Here is a 16,964-nt window from a genome sequence, read left to right on the forward strand (position 1 = left end):
TTTAAGCAATCCCGTATTTCGCCTTCAAAAACTTTTCCATCGTGGCGGGGTATAGAATATAGGCCAGCACATCTTCGTCGCTGCGGCCCAGATCGCCAAGCTTCTTTTTTGCGTCATCGATTTCCGGTTGAAGAAGATCAGCGGGCCTGCCGGTAATCGGCTCCGATCCCAGCTTGTAATTCTTCAGTAATTTTTTGGTTAATTCCGCGTCAATCGGCACAGGCGTTTTACCATACAAGCCCAGCACCAGATCTTTCAACTGATTGGACACCCGCACATAGCGGCCGAAAAGAACGTTCAGAACGGCTTGCGCGCCGATGATCTGCGATACCGGCGTCACCAGCGGCGGATAGCCCATATCTTTGCGCGTTTGCACGACTTCTTTCGTAATTTCCCCCATGCGGTGCAGCGCCTTCATTTCTTTGAGCTGGCTGGCCAGATTGGAAATCATGCCGCCGGGAATCTGATGGGCAAGCACTTCCGTATCGATGATGGAAAGTTTATGATCGGCCAGATGAACTTTATAGTTGGGAGCAATTTTCTCCAGATGTTCGCCTAAAGTGATCAGTTTGTATAAGTCGAGGCCGCTTGCGCGCTGTGTCCCGGTAAGGGCGGCAACCAGCGGTTCAACAGCGGGCATGGAGGTCCGAAGCGCAAAAGGCGCCAGGCACGTATCGACAATATCAACACCGGCTTCGATGGCTTTTAAATAGGTCATGGAGGCCATGCCGCTGGTATAGTGGGTATGCAACTGCACCGGCACCTTGATTTCCTTCTTCAACGCCGAAATCAAATCATAAGCATCATAAGGCGAGAGAAGCCCGGCCATGTCTTTGATACAAACGGAGTCCGCGCCCATTTTTTCCAGTTCTTTGGCTTTGGACACATAAAAACCAAGGTTATAGACGTCGCCGCCCAGGCGGACATCGGTCAGCGAATAACAGAGCACGCCCTGAAAGTGTTTTTTGTTGGCCTTAATGCTTTCTACGCAGGTTTCAATGTTGCGATAATCATTCAACGCGTCGAAACAACGGAAAATATCGATGCCGATCTCGCAGGCCTTATCGACAAACGCCCTGACAACATCATCGGCGTAATGGCGGTAGCCCACCAGATTCTGGCCGCGAAGCAGCATGGTAAAAGGTGTCTTTTTAATATATTTTCTTAAAATTCTCGGCCGCATCCACGGGTCTTCCTGTAAAAAACGATGCATGGTATCAAAAGTGGCGCCGCCCCAGACTTCCATCGCGTGAAAACCGCAACTATCCATTTCTTCAGCAATGGGAATCATATCGTCCGTTTTCATTCTGGTTGCATAGATGGATTGATGGCCATCGCGAAACGTATTGTCCTGAATTTTAATCGGGTTATTTTTTTCTTTAACTGAATTTTCCAAAACTAAAACCTCCCTTGTGAAGTACGTTTTCTTTTCTGGTTAATGTTATTGGGGATTGGCAAAACTCTTTTCGGCGCCCGCAAAACTAATAATGGATTCGCAAGCAACACCGATGGTTTTAAAGAATTCACGCAACGGGCGTCCCGGACCGATTTCATAAATCCGGGCTGCGCCGAAGGCCAGCGCCTGCATGTTTTCGCGCCAACGCACGGCGTTGGAAAGCTGACTGACCAGATTGCCGATCACCGCGTCGACGGAATCGGCATGAAATGACCCCTGATAATTGGAAGTCACCCTGGGAGCATTCTGCGCATTAAATGAATGACTGAATGCTTTTAAAGTCCCGGCAAAAGGCTCTTCAATCTTTTTCATAAAACGGCTGTGGAAAGGCGCACTGACATTGAGTTGCACAAACCGGTATGTTTTGGGCGCTGCAAATAATTCCCTGCATCGATTTTCCGCTGCGGGCAATGCGCCGGCGTCTCCGCTGATCACCACCTGATTGGCTGAATTGATATTAGCAACATCGATCGGCAGATCCGAGAGCATTTTCTTCAACGCCTCGACGTCTATTCCTTCGGATATCACCGCCGCCATCGAGCCTACGCCCACCGGAACGGCTTCCTGCATCAATTTTCCACGCTCGCGAACAATTTGTACTGTATCGGCAAAAGGCATGACGCCCGCCGCAACAAGCGCGGTAAACTCTCCCAGGGAATGGCCGCCGAAATAATCGGCTTTAAATCCGTATTTTTCCGCAAGTCCCCTTAACATGGCCACTTCGGTGGTCACAATGCAGGGCTGCGTATATTCCGTCAGATGAAGTCTGGCATCTTCATTAAAACAGATGGATGCAACATCCAATCCGAGGGCGTCTGACGCTTCTTCAAACGTCATTCGGCACACGGGAATCTGGTCGTAAAAATCTTTCCCCATCCCCTGCCTTTGCGATCCCTGTCCGGGGAAAACAACTACCGTGTTTTTCATTTCACTCATGTATATTCCTCAACACAAACGCTTCAAGAGAATCTATGGTTAACAACCAGCAACCGACCGCGATAAAGCACAATCCATACCACTAAAATAATATTCTGAACAACCCTCCAGAAGAAGGAATTCATTCATTATTTACGACGAGAACAGCTATTCATTCACCTCCTTATTCATTGTTTTAACGTGTAATTTATTTTGCACTGCGAACAGATATACGCACAAGAAAAGTTATGATATTACGCACACTGAAGTTGACATTATAATACTTCATGGTGCAGAAGTATTAAAACGAAGATTAACCTAAGTCAAGTTGAAATTACGGCACATTTTTCAGGAAAATGTTCACAATGCCGCTCCATAGAAAATTTTATAATCGCCCGACACTCACCGTCGCACGCGACCTCCTGGGAAAAAAACTGACCCGGCGAATCAACGGCGCGGAGCTGTCCGGAATCATTACCGAGACCGAAGCCTACCTGGGAACAAAGGACAGCGCCTGCCATACATACGGGGGGAAAACCCTTCGTAATGCAGTTATGTTTGGCCCACCGGGCCATGCCTATGTGTATTTTACTTACGGCCTGCATTACCTGTTGAACATGGTGACGGAAGAGGAAGGCAATCCCTGCGGCGTTCTGATCCGGGCGATTGAACCGCTTTCCGGTCTTTCCGAAATGCGGACGCGCCGCAAACAACCTGATAAGCTTCTGACCAACGGGCCCGCCAAATTGTGTCAGGCGCTGGACATCACCAGATCTTTTAATGGCTGGGACCTGACAAAAGGCATGCACTTATGGGTGGAAGATTTTCAAGCAGTCGCGCCTGAGTCTGTTTTATCCACGCCCAGAATCGGGATTGATTACGCCCAGAAGAAAGACAGGGAAGCCCTTTGGCGATTTCTGATCCGTTCCTGAATATCCTGGCAGCCTGAAGGCCACATGAGGGCGCTACTCCTAATCCTCTGATGTTTTCCGCTTTTGTTCTTCCTGAGAAAGTTCCAGCAGCAATTTCCAACTGGCCAGAAAAAATGCGGCAACCACCGGCCCCAGAACAAATCCGGAAAATCCGAAAACCGCAATACCTCCCAGCGTGGAAAGAAAAATCAACAATGAATGCATCTGAATATCTTTGCCCAGCAGAATGGGCCTGAGCAGATTATCTATGGAACTGATCACGATCGCTCCGAACACCAGAATGGCAATACCCTGCCAGATGTGTCCCAGAAGCAACATGATGATGCCTGCCGGCGCCCAGATAATCGCATTGCCGATGGCCGGCACAATGGAAAGACCGATCATCAGCACACCCCAGACCAGCGCCCCTTCGATGCCCGTGATATAAAAGACCAGACCGCCCAGCAATCCCTGAATACCTCCAATGACAAAGGTAAACTTCAGCGTGGCCTTCGACGTCACAAGGAACTCGGAGATGAAGGTATCCAGATGACGCCTGTCCACCGGCATGTAATGAGCGATGGCATCGACAAAATCATCTCCGTCGCGTAGAAAGTAAAACAGGCAGTAAAGCATCACGGCAAACTCGACGAAAAAAACAATCGTATTTCCCGTGAAGGCGGACAGGTTGGAGACAAGGAAATTGGTGGCAACTTTTAAAAGTTCAATGGATTTATCCGTAATAAATTGCTGATCCAGGTCGAACCGGGCCAGAATCGGGTGCTGACTCAAAGCGTTGAGCATGCCGGTAAGTGAATTCATCCAGGAACCCCTGCTGGAATTGATCGAAGTGTATATTTCAAGAGATTCGCCAACCAGCAAAGTGAGAAGGAGCACAACCGGTAAAATAAATGTGATTAATACAGCCCCGAGCGCGAGACCGGCAGAGAGATTGGGGCTTTTTAATTTTCGATGCAGCCGTCCATACAACGGAGCAAAAATCGCAGCCAGCAAAACCGCCCAGAAGATCGCAAAGAAAAAAGGTTTCAGGATATAACCGAATAAGAGCGTAACGATCCCCAGCAAAAGAAACAAGATTAACGTGGGAAAACCGGCAAACAGTTTATCAAACATGGCATACCTCTTATGGTGTCAGACCTTCCTAGAAAAACGGATTCATTTTACTTCTTCTGCGGTAAAAACTTAACTGCAATTGCCGTCTGATGAGGACGGATTTCACATGAATCACCCGGTAGCTGTAACGGATATTCTTTCCCAGGCGGTCCGGATAGGCCCCGGCATGAACATTCAGTTTGGCTGTACTTGCAGCCACCTTTCGAAACAGGTTGATTTCTTTGCCGACCACACAGACGCCGCCGTTCTTTACGGCATCAAGCATTGCGGGACCTGATTTTTCGCAGGCCGCATAGGTCACGACCTTACCCATATGATACAGCGAATGGCCGTCACTGCCCCCGGTAATCGCTTTTTCCAGATGCAATCCCAAACGCGCGCACCGTAAATTCCAGCGATGAATATTTTCGGCATTAATGACTTCCACCCCGTCCACGGATTCCAGAAGACGACCCAGTCGGGACTCATCGAAATTAATATTACAAATGCCGGTATAGGCCACGCAGAAGGGATGCGGGAAAATCGTCACGGAAGGAAAGAGCCTGGCGCAATGGATAATTTCTTCCATGCTCAGTCTGGTGGAGCTCATAATGTCCCGCCCGAGGAAAGGTTTGATGTACTTGGTATAAAACTTCTTTAAATGCTGGCGCGTGTAAAAATACACCAGGATGTGCGTGCCCTCGCGTGATGTAATCTCTATCCCGGGAATAAACGGCACATCTTTGTAGTTATCCATTTCCAGAGCGCCCCGGATGTCATTATGATCGGTGATGGCAATGCCGATCCCCAGAGCACGCGCCCGCGCGGCAATTGCCTGTACGGAATCGCGTCCATCCGTGTAACGCGTATGAAAATGCATATCAAAGACGGCATGACTCTTGCGCAAAAACGCAAGATCAGGTTTTTCAAATGCTATTTTTTTACCAGCCTCATCCGCCGCCATCATACCACCCTGCTTGTAAATTCCGATCACTGCCATATTCTTGAAACAGTTAACACATATCAACAATAATCTCAAACAGGCCGCAGACAATTGTTTGCGTGGAAAACCAGGACTGTGATATGATTACTCCGTAAAGGAGGTATCCTTGAAAAACGATTTGACCTTTTTTTTGAAAGCCCTGAATTTTTCCGCCGGAAAACACCGCCATCAGAGAAGAAAAGACACTGCCGCCTCGCCCTACATCAATCATCCGATCGAAGTCGCCAATATTTTATGGACGGTCGGCGGGGTTTACGATGAGAGCACGATCATTGCCGCCATCCTTCACGACACGATTGAAGATACGGACACAACCCCTGAAGAAATTCGCCTGAGCTTCGGCGACGATGTTCTGGCTTTGGTGCTGGAGGTGAGCGATGATAAAAGCCTGCCCAAGCAGGAAAGAAAACAAAGACAGATTACACACTCGCCGCATCTGTCCTGGCGGGCCAAACAAATAAAACTGGCGGATAAAATATGCAATGTCCGTGACATGGCTTTCGCTCCACCTTCTCAATGGCCGAGGCAACGGAGGATCGATTACCTGCAATGGGCCCAGAATGTGATTGACGGTCTGCGGGGCGCCAATGAAAAGCTGGAACAACACTTTGACGACACGCTGGCCGCAGCCAGACAAACCCTTACCGAAGAGACATAATAACCATCGGTGAAAAACTATTTGAAAGTCATCCCGGTGACCCGGCACTTGTGACCTTCAGGTTACGTGTGACCTTCAGGTTAAGCGCCGGGTTGCAGAGTTCAATAACGTCATCCTGACATGACGCGCTTTGGAATACTTTGGTCACTTCACGGTCATACCCACAACTTTGTAGTTAAACTCGTAATTCAGCGCGCCGCTCCAGTCCTCGGCAAAGACGCCTTTGTAACGTGTGCCGTAGACAGGCCCGACAGGCTTGCCGTAAGTATAAAACCAGTTCATGATCGGCGATCCTGAAAATCCCAGCGCGATCCAGTAAGCGCCGGGCATTAAAACCGGCTTCTCCTTATCGGCGAAGACAAAGTCCACCCAGCGGTAACCGGGCTTGCCGGATATATCATCCAGGTTGATCATCTGCGTTGTAAATAAAGGATCGCCGGGCTTGCCCCCTTCATCCTTGAACACATCCACCCAGAGCCAGCCCTCGCCGCCGAATTTATGAAGAGCCAGTCCTACTTTATGAAGCGTCACCGGCTTTGCCAATTCAACAACCTGAGCATACTGCGTAGCGTTAGTGGTGACATACTCCGCCGTTTCCACCAGAAAATTACGGGACATTTCAAAAGAACCCTTTCCCTTGTCTTTGGTCACACGGGGAAAGGCGAAGTCAATATTTTCGGGAAATTCCGTGTTGCCGTAAACATAAGGCACATTGTAGCGCAGCTCTTTCTTTTTGTCGGCGGAAATCACAATCGGAGGAGGCGGAGGAGGAGGCATTTCTATTTTCTTGAACTGCGCCTGAACATTGGGCCCCAGAAGAAGATTTTTCGGACCGTAGTTCTGGCGCGTAGCCGATACTTTTGTGGAATCGGAAAGGAATGTGCCGCCAATGTTTTCCTGCAGCTTGGGTTTGGTGCGCGCCCCGGCACTCTGTGCCCAGCGGACCAGACCGTCATTTTTTGTTTCGTTATTATCGACGCCTACTTCGATGCGGACAAAGCGGTTGGAAATGAAAAACTGCATATTCTGGGGATCATAGGGAATCCAGCCCAGATCGGGAAACCAGACCTCCACCCAGGAATGCCTGCCCTGCCCCATTTTAAACGTCAGGGTACCCTTTTCCCAGGCCACATTAAACGGCTGATTCATGGTGACGCCGTTGACAATCCGCACCGGAACCCCGACATTCCGCAGAAGCGCCGCGGTCAGGTGAGAAAAATTCTGGCAGTTTCCCTTGCCGGATTGCAGGGAATAAAGCGCGTCGTACTGTACGGGAGGATTAACGTAGCGGACATGATCCACCACCCAGCTCACCACTCTCTGGACGGCATCGAACTGTGTTTTGACATCTTTGGTCAGTTTGAGTGAAAGCTCCCGTATGGCCGGATCATTCGTCTGCACCTGTTCGGAAGCCTGCAGGTAAACTTTGAGATGATCGGGCACTTTGGTGAGCGGAAAAGGCGCCTCCGAGTCAATGGCTTTCAAGCCGGTATTGGTTTGAGCGTCGAAAGATATGACGGCGTCAACAATCCCCGGCACCGTGGTCCAGGAAGCCTGGATGATCTTATTGCCGCGGGCGTCGGTGTTTTCCGTTCTTTCCTCGGCCTCCGGCGTAAATTTGACTTTAAAATTAGTGATCTGCTGTTTGTACGTGGGAGAATCAAAGCTTTCAGGCGCGACAAAGCTTAAAGTTAATTTTCTCATGGAATCGCCGGCCGTAATCTGATGCTGCAATTCGTAATGGATCGTGGATGCCATATCGCCCTTCACCGTAAAATTCTCGGCCAGAACAGGTCCGGATGTCATAAGCAGCATGATAACAAGAATGGCTTTCAGGCTTTTCATCATAAAGCGTCTCCCTTGTCGGATATTTGAACGAAGAAATAATAGCTGAGGTAAGCAATGAATGTCAACAGAAACAAATTCTGTCTTTACTTAGTGAATACATCAGCTTAACAGGCTTGGGCAAAATTGTAATTGACAATGAACCATTTATGGATAAGTTAGCGAAAAGTTTGATGTCGAAAAGACATCGTTAATAAGGAGGAGTATAAATGCTGACAGTTACAGACAAGGCCTTGGAAGTCATTAAGGACTTTCTCAAGGACAAAAATGCTGATGCGGCGATTCGCATAACCATGTCAATGGGGTGATCCGGGCCCGCTTTGGGTATGGCTCTGGACGAGCCTAAGAATGAAGATGAAGTGATTGATGAAAAAGGAACGAAATTCATCATTGAAAAAGATCTATTCAACCAGGTTAAACCGATCAACATTGATTTCATTACGACGCCTCAGGGGGCAGGTTTTAAATTGACAGCCAACCTGGCCGAAGGTGACGGTTGCGGTTCCTGCAGTTGCCATTAATGAAAAGGGGGGAGAAGATTCTCCCCCCTTTTTTTTTGACATTATGATTCAAGACGACAAAATTATTCAAAAGCTCGACACAGCCGACGATCTGTTGAAACAGGGGAAGTACGGGGAAGCCATCGCCCTTCTCGAAAACATTCACGGAATTTATCCCCGGGAAGAATCCGTGCTGCTTCGTCTGGCCTGGGCGTCCTGGGATAACGGAGATAAAGCATGCGCCATTTCCTACTGGGAAATGCTGCTGGATCGGGAACTTCAACGCAAAGTCTTCACCGGGTTCGCCTATGATGAGCTGGTGCGGATCTACAAGCAGGAACGTCAAAATGAAAAACTGGTCGCTCTTTGCGAAAAAGCCGTGAGCGTTCAGACGCAGGATGTCGGGCTGCTGGAAGAACTGGGAACAGCCTATTTTCTGGCCGGCCGGAGCGATAAGGCCTGCGACGTTTTTAAAAAACTCGCGTCGCTGGAAGAAGACAATCCTGCTTTCTGGTGCCGCCTGGGCGAGGCTCTCTTTGCCGCCGGACGCGCAGAGGAGAGTGAAACCGCTTATTTGCAGGCGGGTAAAATTGATCCGGAGCAGGTTGACCGTTATTATTTCAAGATAGCCGATTTGTTTGCCAGAGACGGACGCCACGCCGAGGCTAAAAGACTGCTGGAAAAATGCACTGCCGCCAACCCGTCTCAACCGCTATATTACTGTTGCCTGGGAGATGAACTGATTGGCCTGGGCAAGACCGATGAAGCGCTGCTTGCCTACGAAACAGCCGCCAGACTCGATCAGGGCAGCGCCGGCACTTACTACAACCGGATGGGCAATACCTTCATGAAAGAAAAACTATTCGGCCGGGCGGCCGCTGCTTTTCAAAAAGCCATTGACTACGAAAACCTGCCTCCCTACTGCCAGAATCTGGCAGCGGCACGTAAGGCCCTGGGGCAAACATAACCGGCATAAGACACCATGCGGCAAGCCGGCGCCGTCAGGAAAAACGGCTAAACTTTTTGCTGTTTGCGTAAAATGCCATTAAACACATGATAAAAACTTTCATGCTCCGCTAAGGCTTTTTTAAAGATAGTCTCAATGTTATCCACCTGGCTTTTATTGATGATGACATTGACGCTTTTATTGTAAGCCGTCATATTATCCAATGTTTTCAAAGCCGCGCTGATCAGCACGACAAAAGTCTGCCTGCGGGTAACCATCGGCAGGCCTTCCAGATTCCACACAATGCTGTTTACATTGCCGGCCGGCGTATCAAAATTTTCATTGACGACTATGACGTTGAAAATTTGAAAACGCATGAATTTGATAGCCTCTCCGCAGGACTTCGCTTCCACAACAGCGTATCCCTTGCTTTTCAGCATGCTGACTATTTTTTCCCGGGCGGCGGGGTCCTGTTCACAAACCATAGCCGTATCGCCTTCCGGCGCCATGAAACCAAAAGGACGGCCTTCGGCATCATCCATTGCACCCGCAGGTGCCGCTATTGTCGCTTCAGCAGACATTACTGATCTCCTTTGCACTAAATTACCGGCAAGGCATTTTTATTTTTTCTGCCAGGGCGGAACACTGACCTGAGGCTTGCCGTACCCCTGGTCCACTTCCAGTTTTCCGATATCCGTTGTTTTTTCGCCACGGGTGTTCTTGATGGCGTCAATACCCCTGTTGACGTTCGATTTATTGGAGGCGTAAGCCTTGGCTGTATCTTCGGAAATCATTCCCTTTTGATAAAGATCGACGATGCAGCTGTCAAAGCTCATCATCCCGAAGGCCTTGCTCTGTTCCATAATATCGTAAAATGATTTCCCTTCGGATTCCCCGTGCAGAATCGTATCTTTCACCCGCAAATTGGATCCCAGGGCTTCAAAAGCAGCGACACGTCCGCCGCCTTCCTTGGGCAACAGGCGCTGGCAGATGATCCAACGCACGGTATCCGCCAGACGGATGCGGATTTGATTTTCTTCCTCCGAAGGAAACATGCCCAGGATACGATTGATGGTAGAGCCGGCGTCAACCGTGTGAAGCGTGCTCAAAACAAGGTGGCCGGTTTCCGCGGCGGAAAGCGCGATTTCCACGGATTCGCGGTCGCGCATTTCACCGACCAGCACGACTTTGGGCGCCTGGCGGAGCGCGGCGCGCAGGCCGCTGGAAAAGTTGTCGAAGTCCTTACCCATCTCCCGCTGATTGATGGTGGCCTTTCTCTGCCGGTGCGTAAATTCCACAGGATCTTCCAGTGTAATAATATGGATTGATTTCTGCTCATTTATTTCGTTAATCACGGCGGCAAGCGATGTGGATTTACCACTGCCCGTGGACCCGGTTACCAGCACAATGCCGTTTTTTTCGCCGGCGACGCGGTAATAGGCATCCGGCAGCTTCAAGTCCGCGCAGGATGGTATCGTGGTTTCCAGTTTTCTTAAAACAATCGAGTAATGACCGCGCTGTGAGAAAATATTGACGCGGAACCGGGCAACACCGGGCAGTTCATAGGATAAATCGCAGGAGCCTGTGGTCAGCAGATCATTGAGAAGACGGTGGTCCTGATTAATCAGGTTCAAGGCAAAAATTTCCGTTTGAAACGGCGTTAATTTTGTAAAGGGCGGCGTCAGATCAACACCTGTCAACTGGCCTGAAGCTTCCACCTGAAAAGGTTTATCCACCGTCAGATTCAGATCGGAAATGCCGCGATGAGACTCCAGCATTTTCATCAAGATATTATCAATTTCCTGTTTTCTCATAAGTAAACCTCGATATGTCTTATGCCTCGGTAAAGTCCGTGGGCGGACTTTTCAGGAGCTGTCGGAATTTAGATTTATCGTTGGCCTTGTTGTAAGCCTCTTCGCCACTGATCCACCCTTTATTGACAAGATCCATAATGGCGTCATCCAGGAGCTGCATGCCATATTTTTTACCGGTCTGCATCATGGAAGGAATCTGGAAAGTTTTGGATTCGCGGATGAGGTTGCGAACCGCCGCAGTAGCAATCAGAATTTCCATCGCGGCGCAGCGCCCTTTCTTATCAATTCTTTTAAACAGAACCTGAGCGATGACTGCCCGCAAACCATCGGCCAGAGTGGAACGGATCTGCATCTGTTCACTGGAGGGGAATACTTCAATGATTCTGTCCACCGTCTTGGGCGCGCTGGTCGTGTGCAATGTGCCGAAAACCAGATGGCCGGTGGAGGCCGCCTCAACAGCCAGAGAGATCGTCTCCAGATCGCGCAATTCGCCGACCAGGATGATATCCGGATCTTCACGCAAAGCGCCGCGCAGCGCCGAACTGAATGTTTTGGTATGGACACCCACTTCCCGGTGGTTGACAACGCAGCTCTGGCTCTGGTGGACAAATTCGATCGGATCTTCAACCGTGATAATATGGTCTTTGCGGGTCCGGTTTGCTTCATCGATGATGGCCGCAAGCGTTGTCGATTTACCGGAGCCGGTCGGTCCGGTGACCAGAATGAGACCGCGCGGCAGCTGGGCCAGTTTGGAACAAACCGTGGGCAGTGCCAGCTGTTCACAGGTCAATATCGTGCTGGGAATTTCACGGAAGATGCCGGCGATCCCGTATTTCTGCTGGAAAAAATTTGCGCGGTAACGGGCCAGTCCGGGTATTTCATAGGCAAAATCAACATCCCCCGTTTCTTCAAATACCTTAATTTTATTTTCGGGCGTGATTTCATACAAAAGAAGCTTCAAACTTTCATTGGTGAGAACATCGTATTTGATGCGTTCGAGGTCTCCGCGTATTCTGATGACCGGCTGCTGGCCTGAAACAAGATGGAGGTCGGATGCACCCTGTTCATGCATCAACTGGAAAAAAGCGTCGATTTTTGCCATGGCTGTCTCCCGTGTATTTTATTTTAATCTAAAAAAAACGGTTATTATCAAGATTTCTTTGTCGAGCGGTCAATCCATCGCATATCTGGTAATCCGATGATCTCCGACACGGGTGAGAGTATAGAAAAAACGGGTCTGTTTTGTCAAGCCAAGATTAAGATTTGCGAGGGGGGTTTGTTTTTTCAGCGCTCGTCCTTTCGCCAACTAATTCTTGACACTTGCGCAAACTATCTATATGCTCGCCACGTTTTTTCGGTCGGGGATGTAGCTCAGCTGGGAGAGCGCGGCGTTCGCAACGCCGAGGCCAGGAGTTCGATCCTCCTCATCTCCACCAAGACCTCATCCAATAAAGTCCAAAGAAGTCCACGAAACCCGCTTCCAGAGCGGGTTTTTTGTTGTTCTTTGTCCAATTACGTGCTATAAGATTTATCAACATCCGGCGTTTTTGGGGGTACAATTACCCAAAATACCCCCAGCATAAAAACAAGATACCCCCAAAACGAGGTAATCACATGCCACTCAATGAAGTGAAGGTCCGTAACGCAAAGCCGAAAGAAAAATCTTATAAGCTTTCTGACAGCGAAGGTCTTTATCTGTACATCACAGAAACGGGCGGCAAGCTATGGCGCTTCAAGTATCGCTTCGATAATGATGGCAAAGGGAAAAAAGAAAAATTACTCGCCTTCGGTAAATATCCCGAAGTAAACCTTTACGATGCACGTCAACGGCGCGACGATGCACGGAGGCTGCTTGCAAATAACGTTGATCCCGGCGCGGTTCGTAAGGCACAGAAACAGGCCAAGGTTGAAGAAACTGAAACCTTCGAGGTCATAGCCAGAGAATGGCACAACAAATTTAAAACAAAATGGGCGGAAGGCCACGCTCTAAAATACATGCGGCGCCTGGAGCTTGATCTTTTCCCGTGGATTGGCAAACGGCCAATCAAGGATATTACAGCGCCGGAGTTATTGGCGGCAATAAGACGCACAGAAGCACGAGGCGCGATAGACGGGGCGCACCGGTTGAGAGGTATCTGCAATATGATATTTAGATATGCCACTGCCACCGGACGCGCCCGGCACAATCTGGCGCAGGATCTAATAGGTTCAATACCACCTGCACAGAAAAGACATCTGGCAGCCATCACAGAGCCGAAGGAAGTCGCCAAGCTTCTCCGGGCTATCGATGGTTATCATGGTTCGTTTATCGTGCGGTGTGCTCTCAGGCTATCGCCGCTTGTATTTGTCAGACCGGGCGAGCTTCGCCACATGGAGTGGAGCGAACTTGATTTTGAAAATGCCGAATGGAATATCCCAGCACACAAAATGAAACTCCGGTTGCCGCATATCGTACCTCTATCAAGGCAATCTCTTGAGATTCTGAACGAAGTAAAACCACTTACAGGCGGCGGGGTTTATGTTTTTCCAGGAAGGACATCGAGCAGACCGATGAGCAATAATGCGATATTGGCCGCGCTCCGAAATATGGGCTACACTGCGGAACAAATGACACCGCATGGCTTCCGGGCAATGGCGCGAACGATATTAGATGAAGTTTTGCAAGTCCGTGTTGATCTTATTGAGGCGCAATTAGCGCATAGAGTTCTTGACGTATTAGGCAGAGCCTATAATCGAACGAAACACTTGCCTGAACGCCGGAAGATGATGCAGACATGGGCTGATTATCTAGATGGATTAAAGGTCGGGGCAAAGGTGATAGCCTTCCCGAAGGGAGGTTCAAAATGACGTTTACTGAAGAACTAAAGCGATGGCGTAAAATGACGCCGGATGAGATAGTAAAAAAATGGATAATTTATTTTCTAACCGAGCAATAAGTAGAAATGTGAACAGAGCACTACAGTTTTTGGAATCTATAGTACCATTGTAGGTTCCAAAAAAATACATTATTGCAAACTATCTGGGTCAAAAACAGGTACCAAAGTAATTCCATTAAAAAGAATTTTTTGATGAAGGGCTTATTTATATGGTTGAGAACAATGATCCAAAAAAAGTTTTAGAAATGTACAAGCTCATTGAAGCACATCGCTATAGTGAGTCGTGCCTTCCAATTTATGATTTTCTAATTGAAGTACAAAACGAACTCCTAAGGAATGCGAAGAAAGATGTAAAAATAATTATAAATGAAGAAGATATTTTTAATCAGTGCAAAAGAGCCTCTTTTGCAGACTCTAATTATTTTGGGATAAGTGTTGTAATTACCAATAACATTATTGTGCCATTGTTTATAGCTGATGCAATCCTGAAATGCGAAGAAGAAGATGTGATTGAATGTGAATATTCATCAAACCCTAACTTGCAAGATATTAACAATGCCATTGAAATAGCATGGCATTTTATAAGAAATAATTATGCTTTCAAAGATTTCAGTACGAAAGAAAAAACACTCGATCTTGTGCAATCGTTCTTTTTTTTAGATACAGTGACTGAAGATAATTATGATGCTTTTAAAAGATGTTTAGAAGATTGGATTCAAAGAGTAGAATCCTACGAAAAAAAGAATGATAAGGTTTGGAAAGTTGAAGAGTATTTTCGAGATGGCAATCGGCAAAAATTAGTTATAGAGATCCGTGAGTCAGAAAGATTATTAGAGAAATTGCTATTTACAATAGCCAAAGGCGAAAAATTTATAAGAGGATGTTTAATAGATATTGCAGAGGAATGGGAAGCGCAAAGATCAAGTCATAATTTAAAGAAAGTAGATGAACGAAGAGTGCTGTATGCCCGAGCACAAGTATCGTTATGGCCCGATGAAAGTTTGAAAGATAAGAAATTTATTTCAACTTTGAGAAACATGCAAATGGTTGATGATTACAGGGACAGGAAACTTACAATAAATATAGAAAAGGCTACAAATGAACTTCTTAAAATAGATAGAAATAAGAAGAATTATGGTCCCGGAAATAAAAAGCAAAAGAAATTTGTATTAACGATTGAGCATAAAAAACTTATAGAAAAAGCGATACCTGAAATACTGGTGATTTTAGATAAATTTTATCCTGTAAAAGATTCGACATACGAAGCCGAGGCTAAGAAATTTTCTGCCAATTGTATGGTATTAAAATCATCAGATATGAATTTTGTTTGGAAATCCGTACGAGATGATAAGGGAAAAGTAGATTTAGCAAAGCGTATACTGGAAAAATATATTAAAAGAATTACCAATGAAGATATTACACAAGATTCATTACAAAAATATTTATCTGGAAAATTAAGACATCAAGTATAAATATTAAAATACATTAGATTTTTCCTTCCTTACCGAAAATCAATTATCAATAATTGGTTAGTCTGGATTATTCAACGACAGTTAAATAAACTCCTTTACGCGATTTTGGTTGGCCATAAACATCCCACAAAATTAAAAAACAAAGGAGGATTTAACAACTAGTGAGTCATAAAAATCTACCTACCGAAGGTTATTTGAGGTTGCATACAATACTGGGAACGAAAGAAATGCCAGCTATAATTCCTGTATCTCGCTCCACTTGGTATGCCGGAATTAAAAAGGGCATCTATCCTCGACCTTACCGACTATCAGCAAGAATAAGTGTCTGGAAGGTTGAAGATATTCGAGATCTGATCAATCAATCTAATACTGCAAAGGAATGAAATATGATCAACCTTCCTAAATGCCAGACACAAGCAAATTGCTACTTGACGAAAGTACTCCGGCGTTCAGCGGTCACTTGTTAAAACAATAGGGTCACGGGTTTTTTTATAATAGTAATTGTAAATCATTTTAGGAGGTCTTGTGACATGACGGAAAAAACAAATCAAGACAAATTGGCAAAAGTAAAACTCCCCGGGATAAAAACGGGTGAGCTTTTGGAAAAGATTTACTTAAGCGAAAAAGAAGTGGCGGCGATGACAGGAATCGCTATTGCAACCTTGCGAAATGATCGGCATTTAAGACGGGGTATTCATTACTGCAAAGTTGGGAAAAAGACTGTTAAATATCGATGGGAGGATGTGAAATCATATATGGAGCAGTGCCTGATCACTTTTGATGAGAAGCAAAAAACATTCAAAAATGAATATTTAAAAACAACCTAATAAGGATAAAATATGACAGATAAAATAACTTATTTTTCGGTCAATAATTTTCGATCAATAACTTTTAGTTCAGCGACATGGGACACAACAGGAAGAGCACACGAAGTTGCTATTGAATTCTTCAATAGACTACCCGATGACATAATAGATGACTTGGGTATAGTATTTAAGGAAGATCCTTTCTACGAAACAACTCTCCATATCCCGATAGAGAAAGCCAACGCCATATCAAAAAAAAGAGGTCTGCCCTACCGATTTATTATCGACTTCTGGACCTTCAAGGAAGACTTGGTCGATGCATTTCTCCATACTAATAATATTTTATGCTGGGATGTGATGAGTGAGTTACTGCGGACAAAGTACGGCATGGAAGATGACGCAAGTATTAAGTTTTCTTTTAATATTTGGGAACATTTTATAAACGAAATTCAAAAGAAGTTACTGAATTATGTTTTGCAGTATAGTGTAGAAATAGATGAGTTTGGTGGTCACCGAATCATCGTTAAAAATCTATCAGCAGCACAAAAGGGAGCAAAAGACTTGATAATATCGATTGCTGAAGGATTTCTTGCTAATATTAAAAAAGTTGGAGAATAAAATGAATGTAGATATCCATATTAGATCAATG

17 protein-coding genes and 1 tRNA gene are annotated in these 16,964 nt (G+C 46.6%); 10 read left to right on the plus strand and 8 right to left on the minus strand.

Features of this window, described 5'->3' with window-relative positions; translation table 11 throughout:
• Position 1 precedes the first annotated feature (1 nt).
• Positions 2-1,396: a pyruvate carboxylase gene (locus CVU71_07000; GenBank protein ID PKN19252.1), complete on the minus strand. Its 1,395-nt coding sequence runs from the start codon at positions 1,394-1,396 to the stop codon at positions 2-4.
• Between the two features lie 45 nt (positions 1,397-1,441).
• Positions 1,442-2,392, minus strand: coding sequence for an ACP S-malonyltransferase (locus CVU71_07005; protein ID PKN19253.1), 951 nt, complete (start codon positions 2,390-2,392; stop codon positions 1,442-1,444).
• 344 nt (positions 2,393-2,736) lie between these two features.
• Here CVU71_07005 and CVU71_07010 point away from each other — a divergent pair, with 344 nt between their 5' ends.
• Positions 2,737-3,303, plus strand: coding sequence for a 3-methyladenine DNA glycosylase (locus tag CVU71_07010; GenBank protein ID PKN19254.1), 567 nt, complete (start codon positions 2,737-2,739; stop codon positions 3,301-3,303).
• Between the two features lie 39 nt (positions 3,304-3,342).
• On the opposite strand, the gene CVU71_07015 is transcribed toward CVU71_07010, so the two are convergent.
• Together CVU71_07015 and CVU71_07020 are read right to left on the minus strand one after the other, a co-directional pair.
• Positions 3,343-4,416: an AI-2E family transporter gene (locus tag CVU71_07015; protein ID PKN19255.1), complete on the minus strand. Its 1,074-nt coding sequence runs from the start codon at positions 4,414-4,416 to the stop codon at positions 3,343-3,345.
• 28 nt (positions 4,417-4,444) lie between these two features.
• Complete coding sequence (locus tag CVU71_07020) at positions 4,445-5,395, minus strand: hypothetical protein (GenBank protein PKN19256.1); 951 nt, start codon at positions 5,393-5,395, stop codon at positions 4,445-4,447.
• 121 nt (positions 5,396-5,516) lie between these two features.
• Between CVU71_07020 and CVU71_07025 the strand changes: the two genes are divergently transcribed.
• Complete coding sequence (locus CVU71_07025; protein PKN19524.1) at positions 5,517-6,056, plus strand: phosphohydrolase; 540 nt, start codon at positions 5,517-5,519, stop codon at positions 6,054-6,056.
• A 144-nt stretch (positions 6,057-6,200) separates the two neighbouring features.
• Here CVU71_07025 and CVU71_07030 read toward each other — a convergent pair whose 3' ends face one another.
• On the minus strand, positions 6,201-7,904 hold the full coding sequence (locus CVU71_07030; protein ID PKN19257.1) for a hypothetical protein: 1,704 nt from the start codon (positions 7,902-7,904) through the stop codon (positions 6,201-6,203).
• A gap of 323 nt (positions 7,905-8,227) precedes the next feature.
• On the opposite strand from CVU71_07030, the gene CVU71_07035 reads away from it, so the two are divergent.
• Positions 8,228-8,422 (plus strand): hypothetical protein, encoded by a 195-nt coding sequence (locus CVU71_07035; protein ID PKN19258.1) that lies wholly within the window; start codon positions 8,228-8,230, stop codon positions 8,420-8,422.
• The gene (locus tag CVU71_07040; protein ID PKN19259.1) at positions 8,391-9,368 is read left to right on the plus strand and encodes a hypothetical protein; all 978 of its coding nucleotides are present in this window, start codon (positions 8,391-8,393) and stop codon (positions 9,366-9,368) included. Before CVU71_07035 ends, CVU71_07040 begins: the two co-directional genes overlap by 32 nt.
• Before the next feature lie 47 nt (positions 9,369-9,415).
• On the opposite strand, the gene CVU71_07045 is transcribed toward CVU71_07040, so the two are convergent.
• From CVU71_07045 to CVU71_07055, 3 genes are read right to left on the minus strand one after another with little or no spacing between them, the layout of a single operon-like run.
• Entirely contained in the window at positions 9,416-9,928 is a 513-nt protein-coding gene (locus CVU71_07045) for a hypothetical protein (GenBank protein PKN19260.1), read from the minus strand.
• 39 nt (positions 9,929-9,967) lie between these two features.
• The gene (locus tag CVU71_07050; protein PKN19261.1) at positions 9,968-11,161 is read right to left on the minus strand and encodes a twitching motility protein; all 1,194 of its coding nucleotides are present in this window, start codon (positions 11,159-11,161) and stop codon (positions 9,968-9,970) included.
• Positions 11,162-11,180: 19 nt separating this feature from the next.
• Entirely contained in the window at positions 11,181-12,263 is a 1,083-nt protein-coding gene (locus tag CVU71_07055) for a type IV pili twitching motility protein PilT (protein ID PKN19262.1), read from the minus strand.
• A 258-nt stretch (positions 12,264-12,521) separates the two neighbouring features.
• Here CVU71_07055 and CVU71_07060 point away from each other — a divergent pair.
• The 6 genes from CVU71_07060 (at position 12,522) to CVU71_07085 (ending at position 16,933) form a co-directional block, all read left to right on the plus strand.
• A tRNA-Ala gene (locus CVU71_07060) sits at positions 12,522-12,597 on the plus strand.
• 178 nt (positions 12,598-12,775) lie between these two features.
• Positions 12,776-14,008 (plus strand): integrase, encoded by a 1,233-nt coding sequence (locus CVU71_07065; GenBank protein ID PKN19263.1) that lies wholly within the window; start codon positions 12,776-12,778, stop codon positions 14,006-14,008.
• 238 nt (positions 14,009-14,246) lie between these two features.
• A complete protein-coding gene (locus tag CVU71_07070) occupies positions 14,247-15,509 on the plus strand; it encodes a hypothetical protein (GenBank protein PKN19264.1) in 1,263 nt (420 codons plus the stop codon).
• A gap of 161 nt (positions 15,510-15,670) precedes the next feature.
• Complete coding sequence (locus CVU71_07075) at positions 15,671-15,892, plus strand: transcriptional regulator (GenBank protein PKN19265.1); 222 nt, start codon at positions 15,671-15,673, stop codon at positions 15,890-15,892.
• A 147-nt stretch (positions 15,893-16,039) separates the two neighbouring features.
• Positions 16,040-16,336 carry a hypothetical protein gene (locus CVU71_07080; GenBank protein ID PKN19266.1) on the plus strand — a complete coding sequence of 99 codons (297 nt, stop codon included), beginning with the start codon at positions 16,040-16,042 and terminating at the stop codon, positions 16,334-16,336.
• 12 nt (positions 16,337-16,348) lie between these two features.
• Positions 16,349-16,933, plus strand: coding sequence for a hypothetical protein (locus CVU71_07085; GenBank protein ID PKN19267.1), 585 nt, complete (start codon positions 16,349-16,351; stop codon positions 16,931-16,933).
• Positions 16,934-16,964 lie beyond the last annotated feature (31 nt).

This window comes from Deltaproteobacteria bacterium HGW-Deltaproteobacteria-6 (assembly GCA_002840435.1).
Lineage (GTDB): Bacteria > Desulfobacterota > Syntrophia > Syntrophales > Smithellaceae > UBA8904.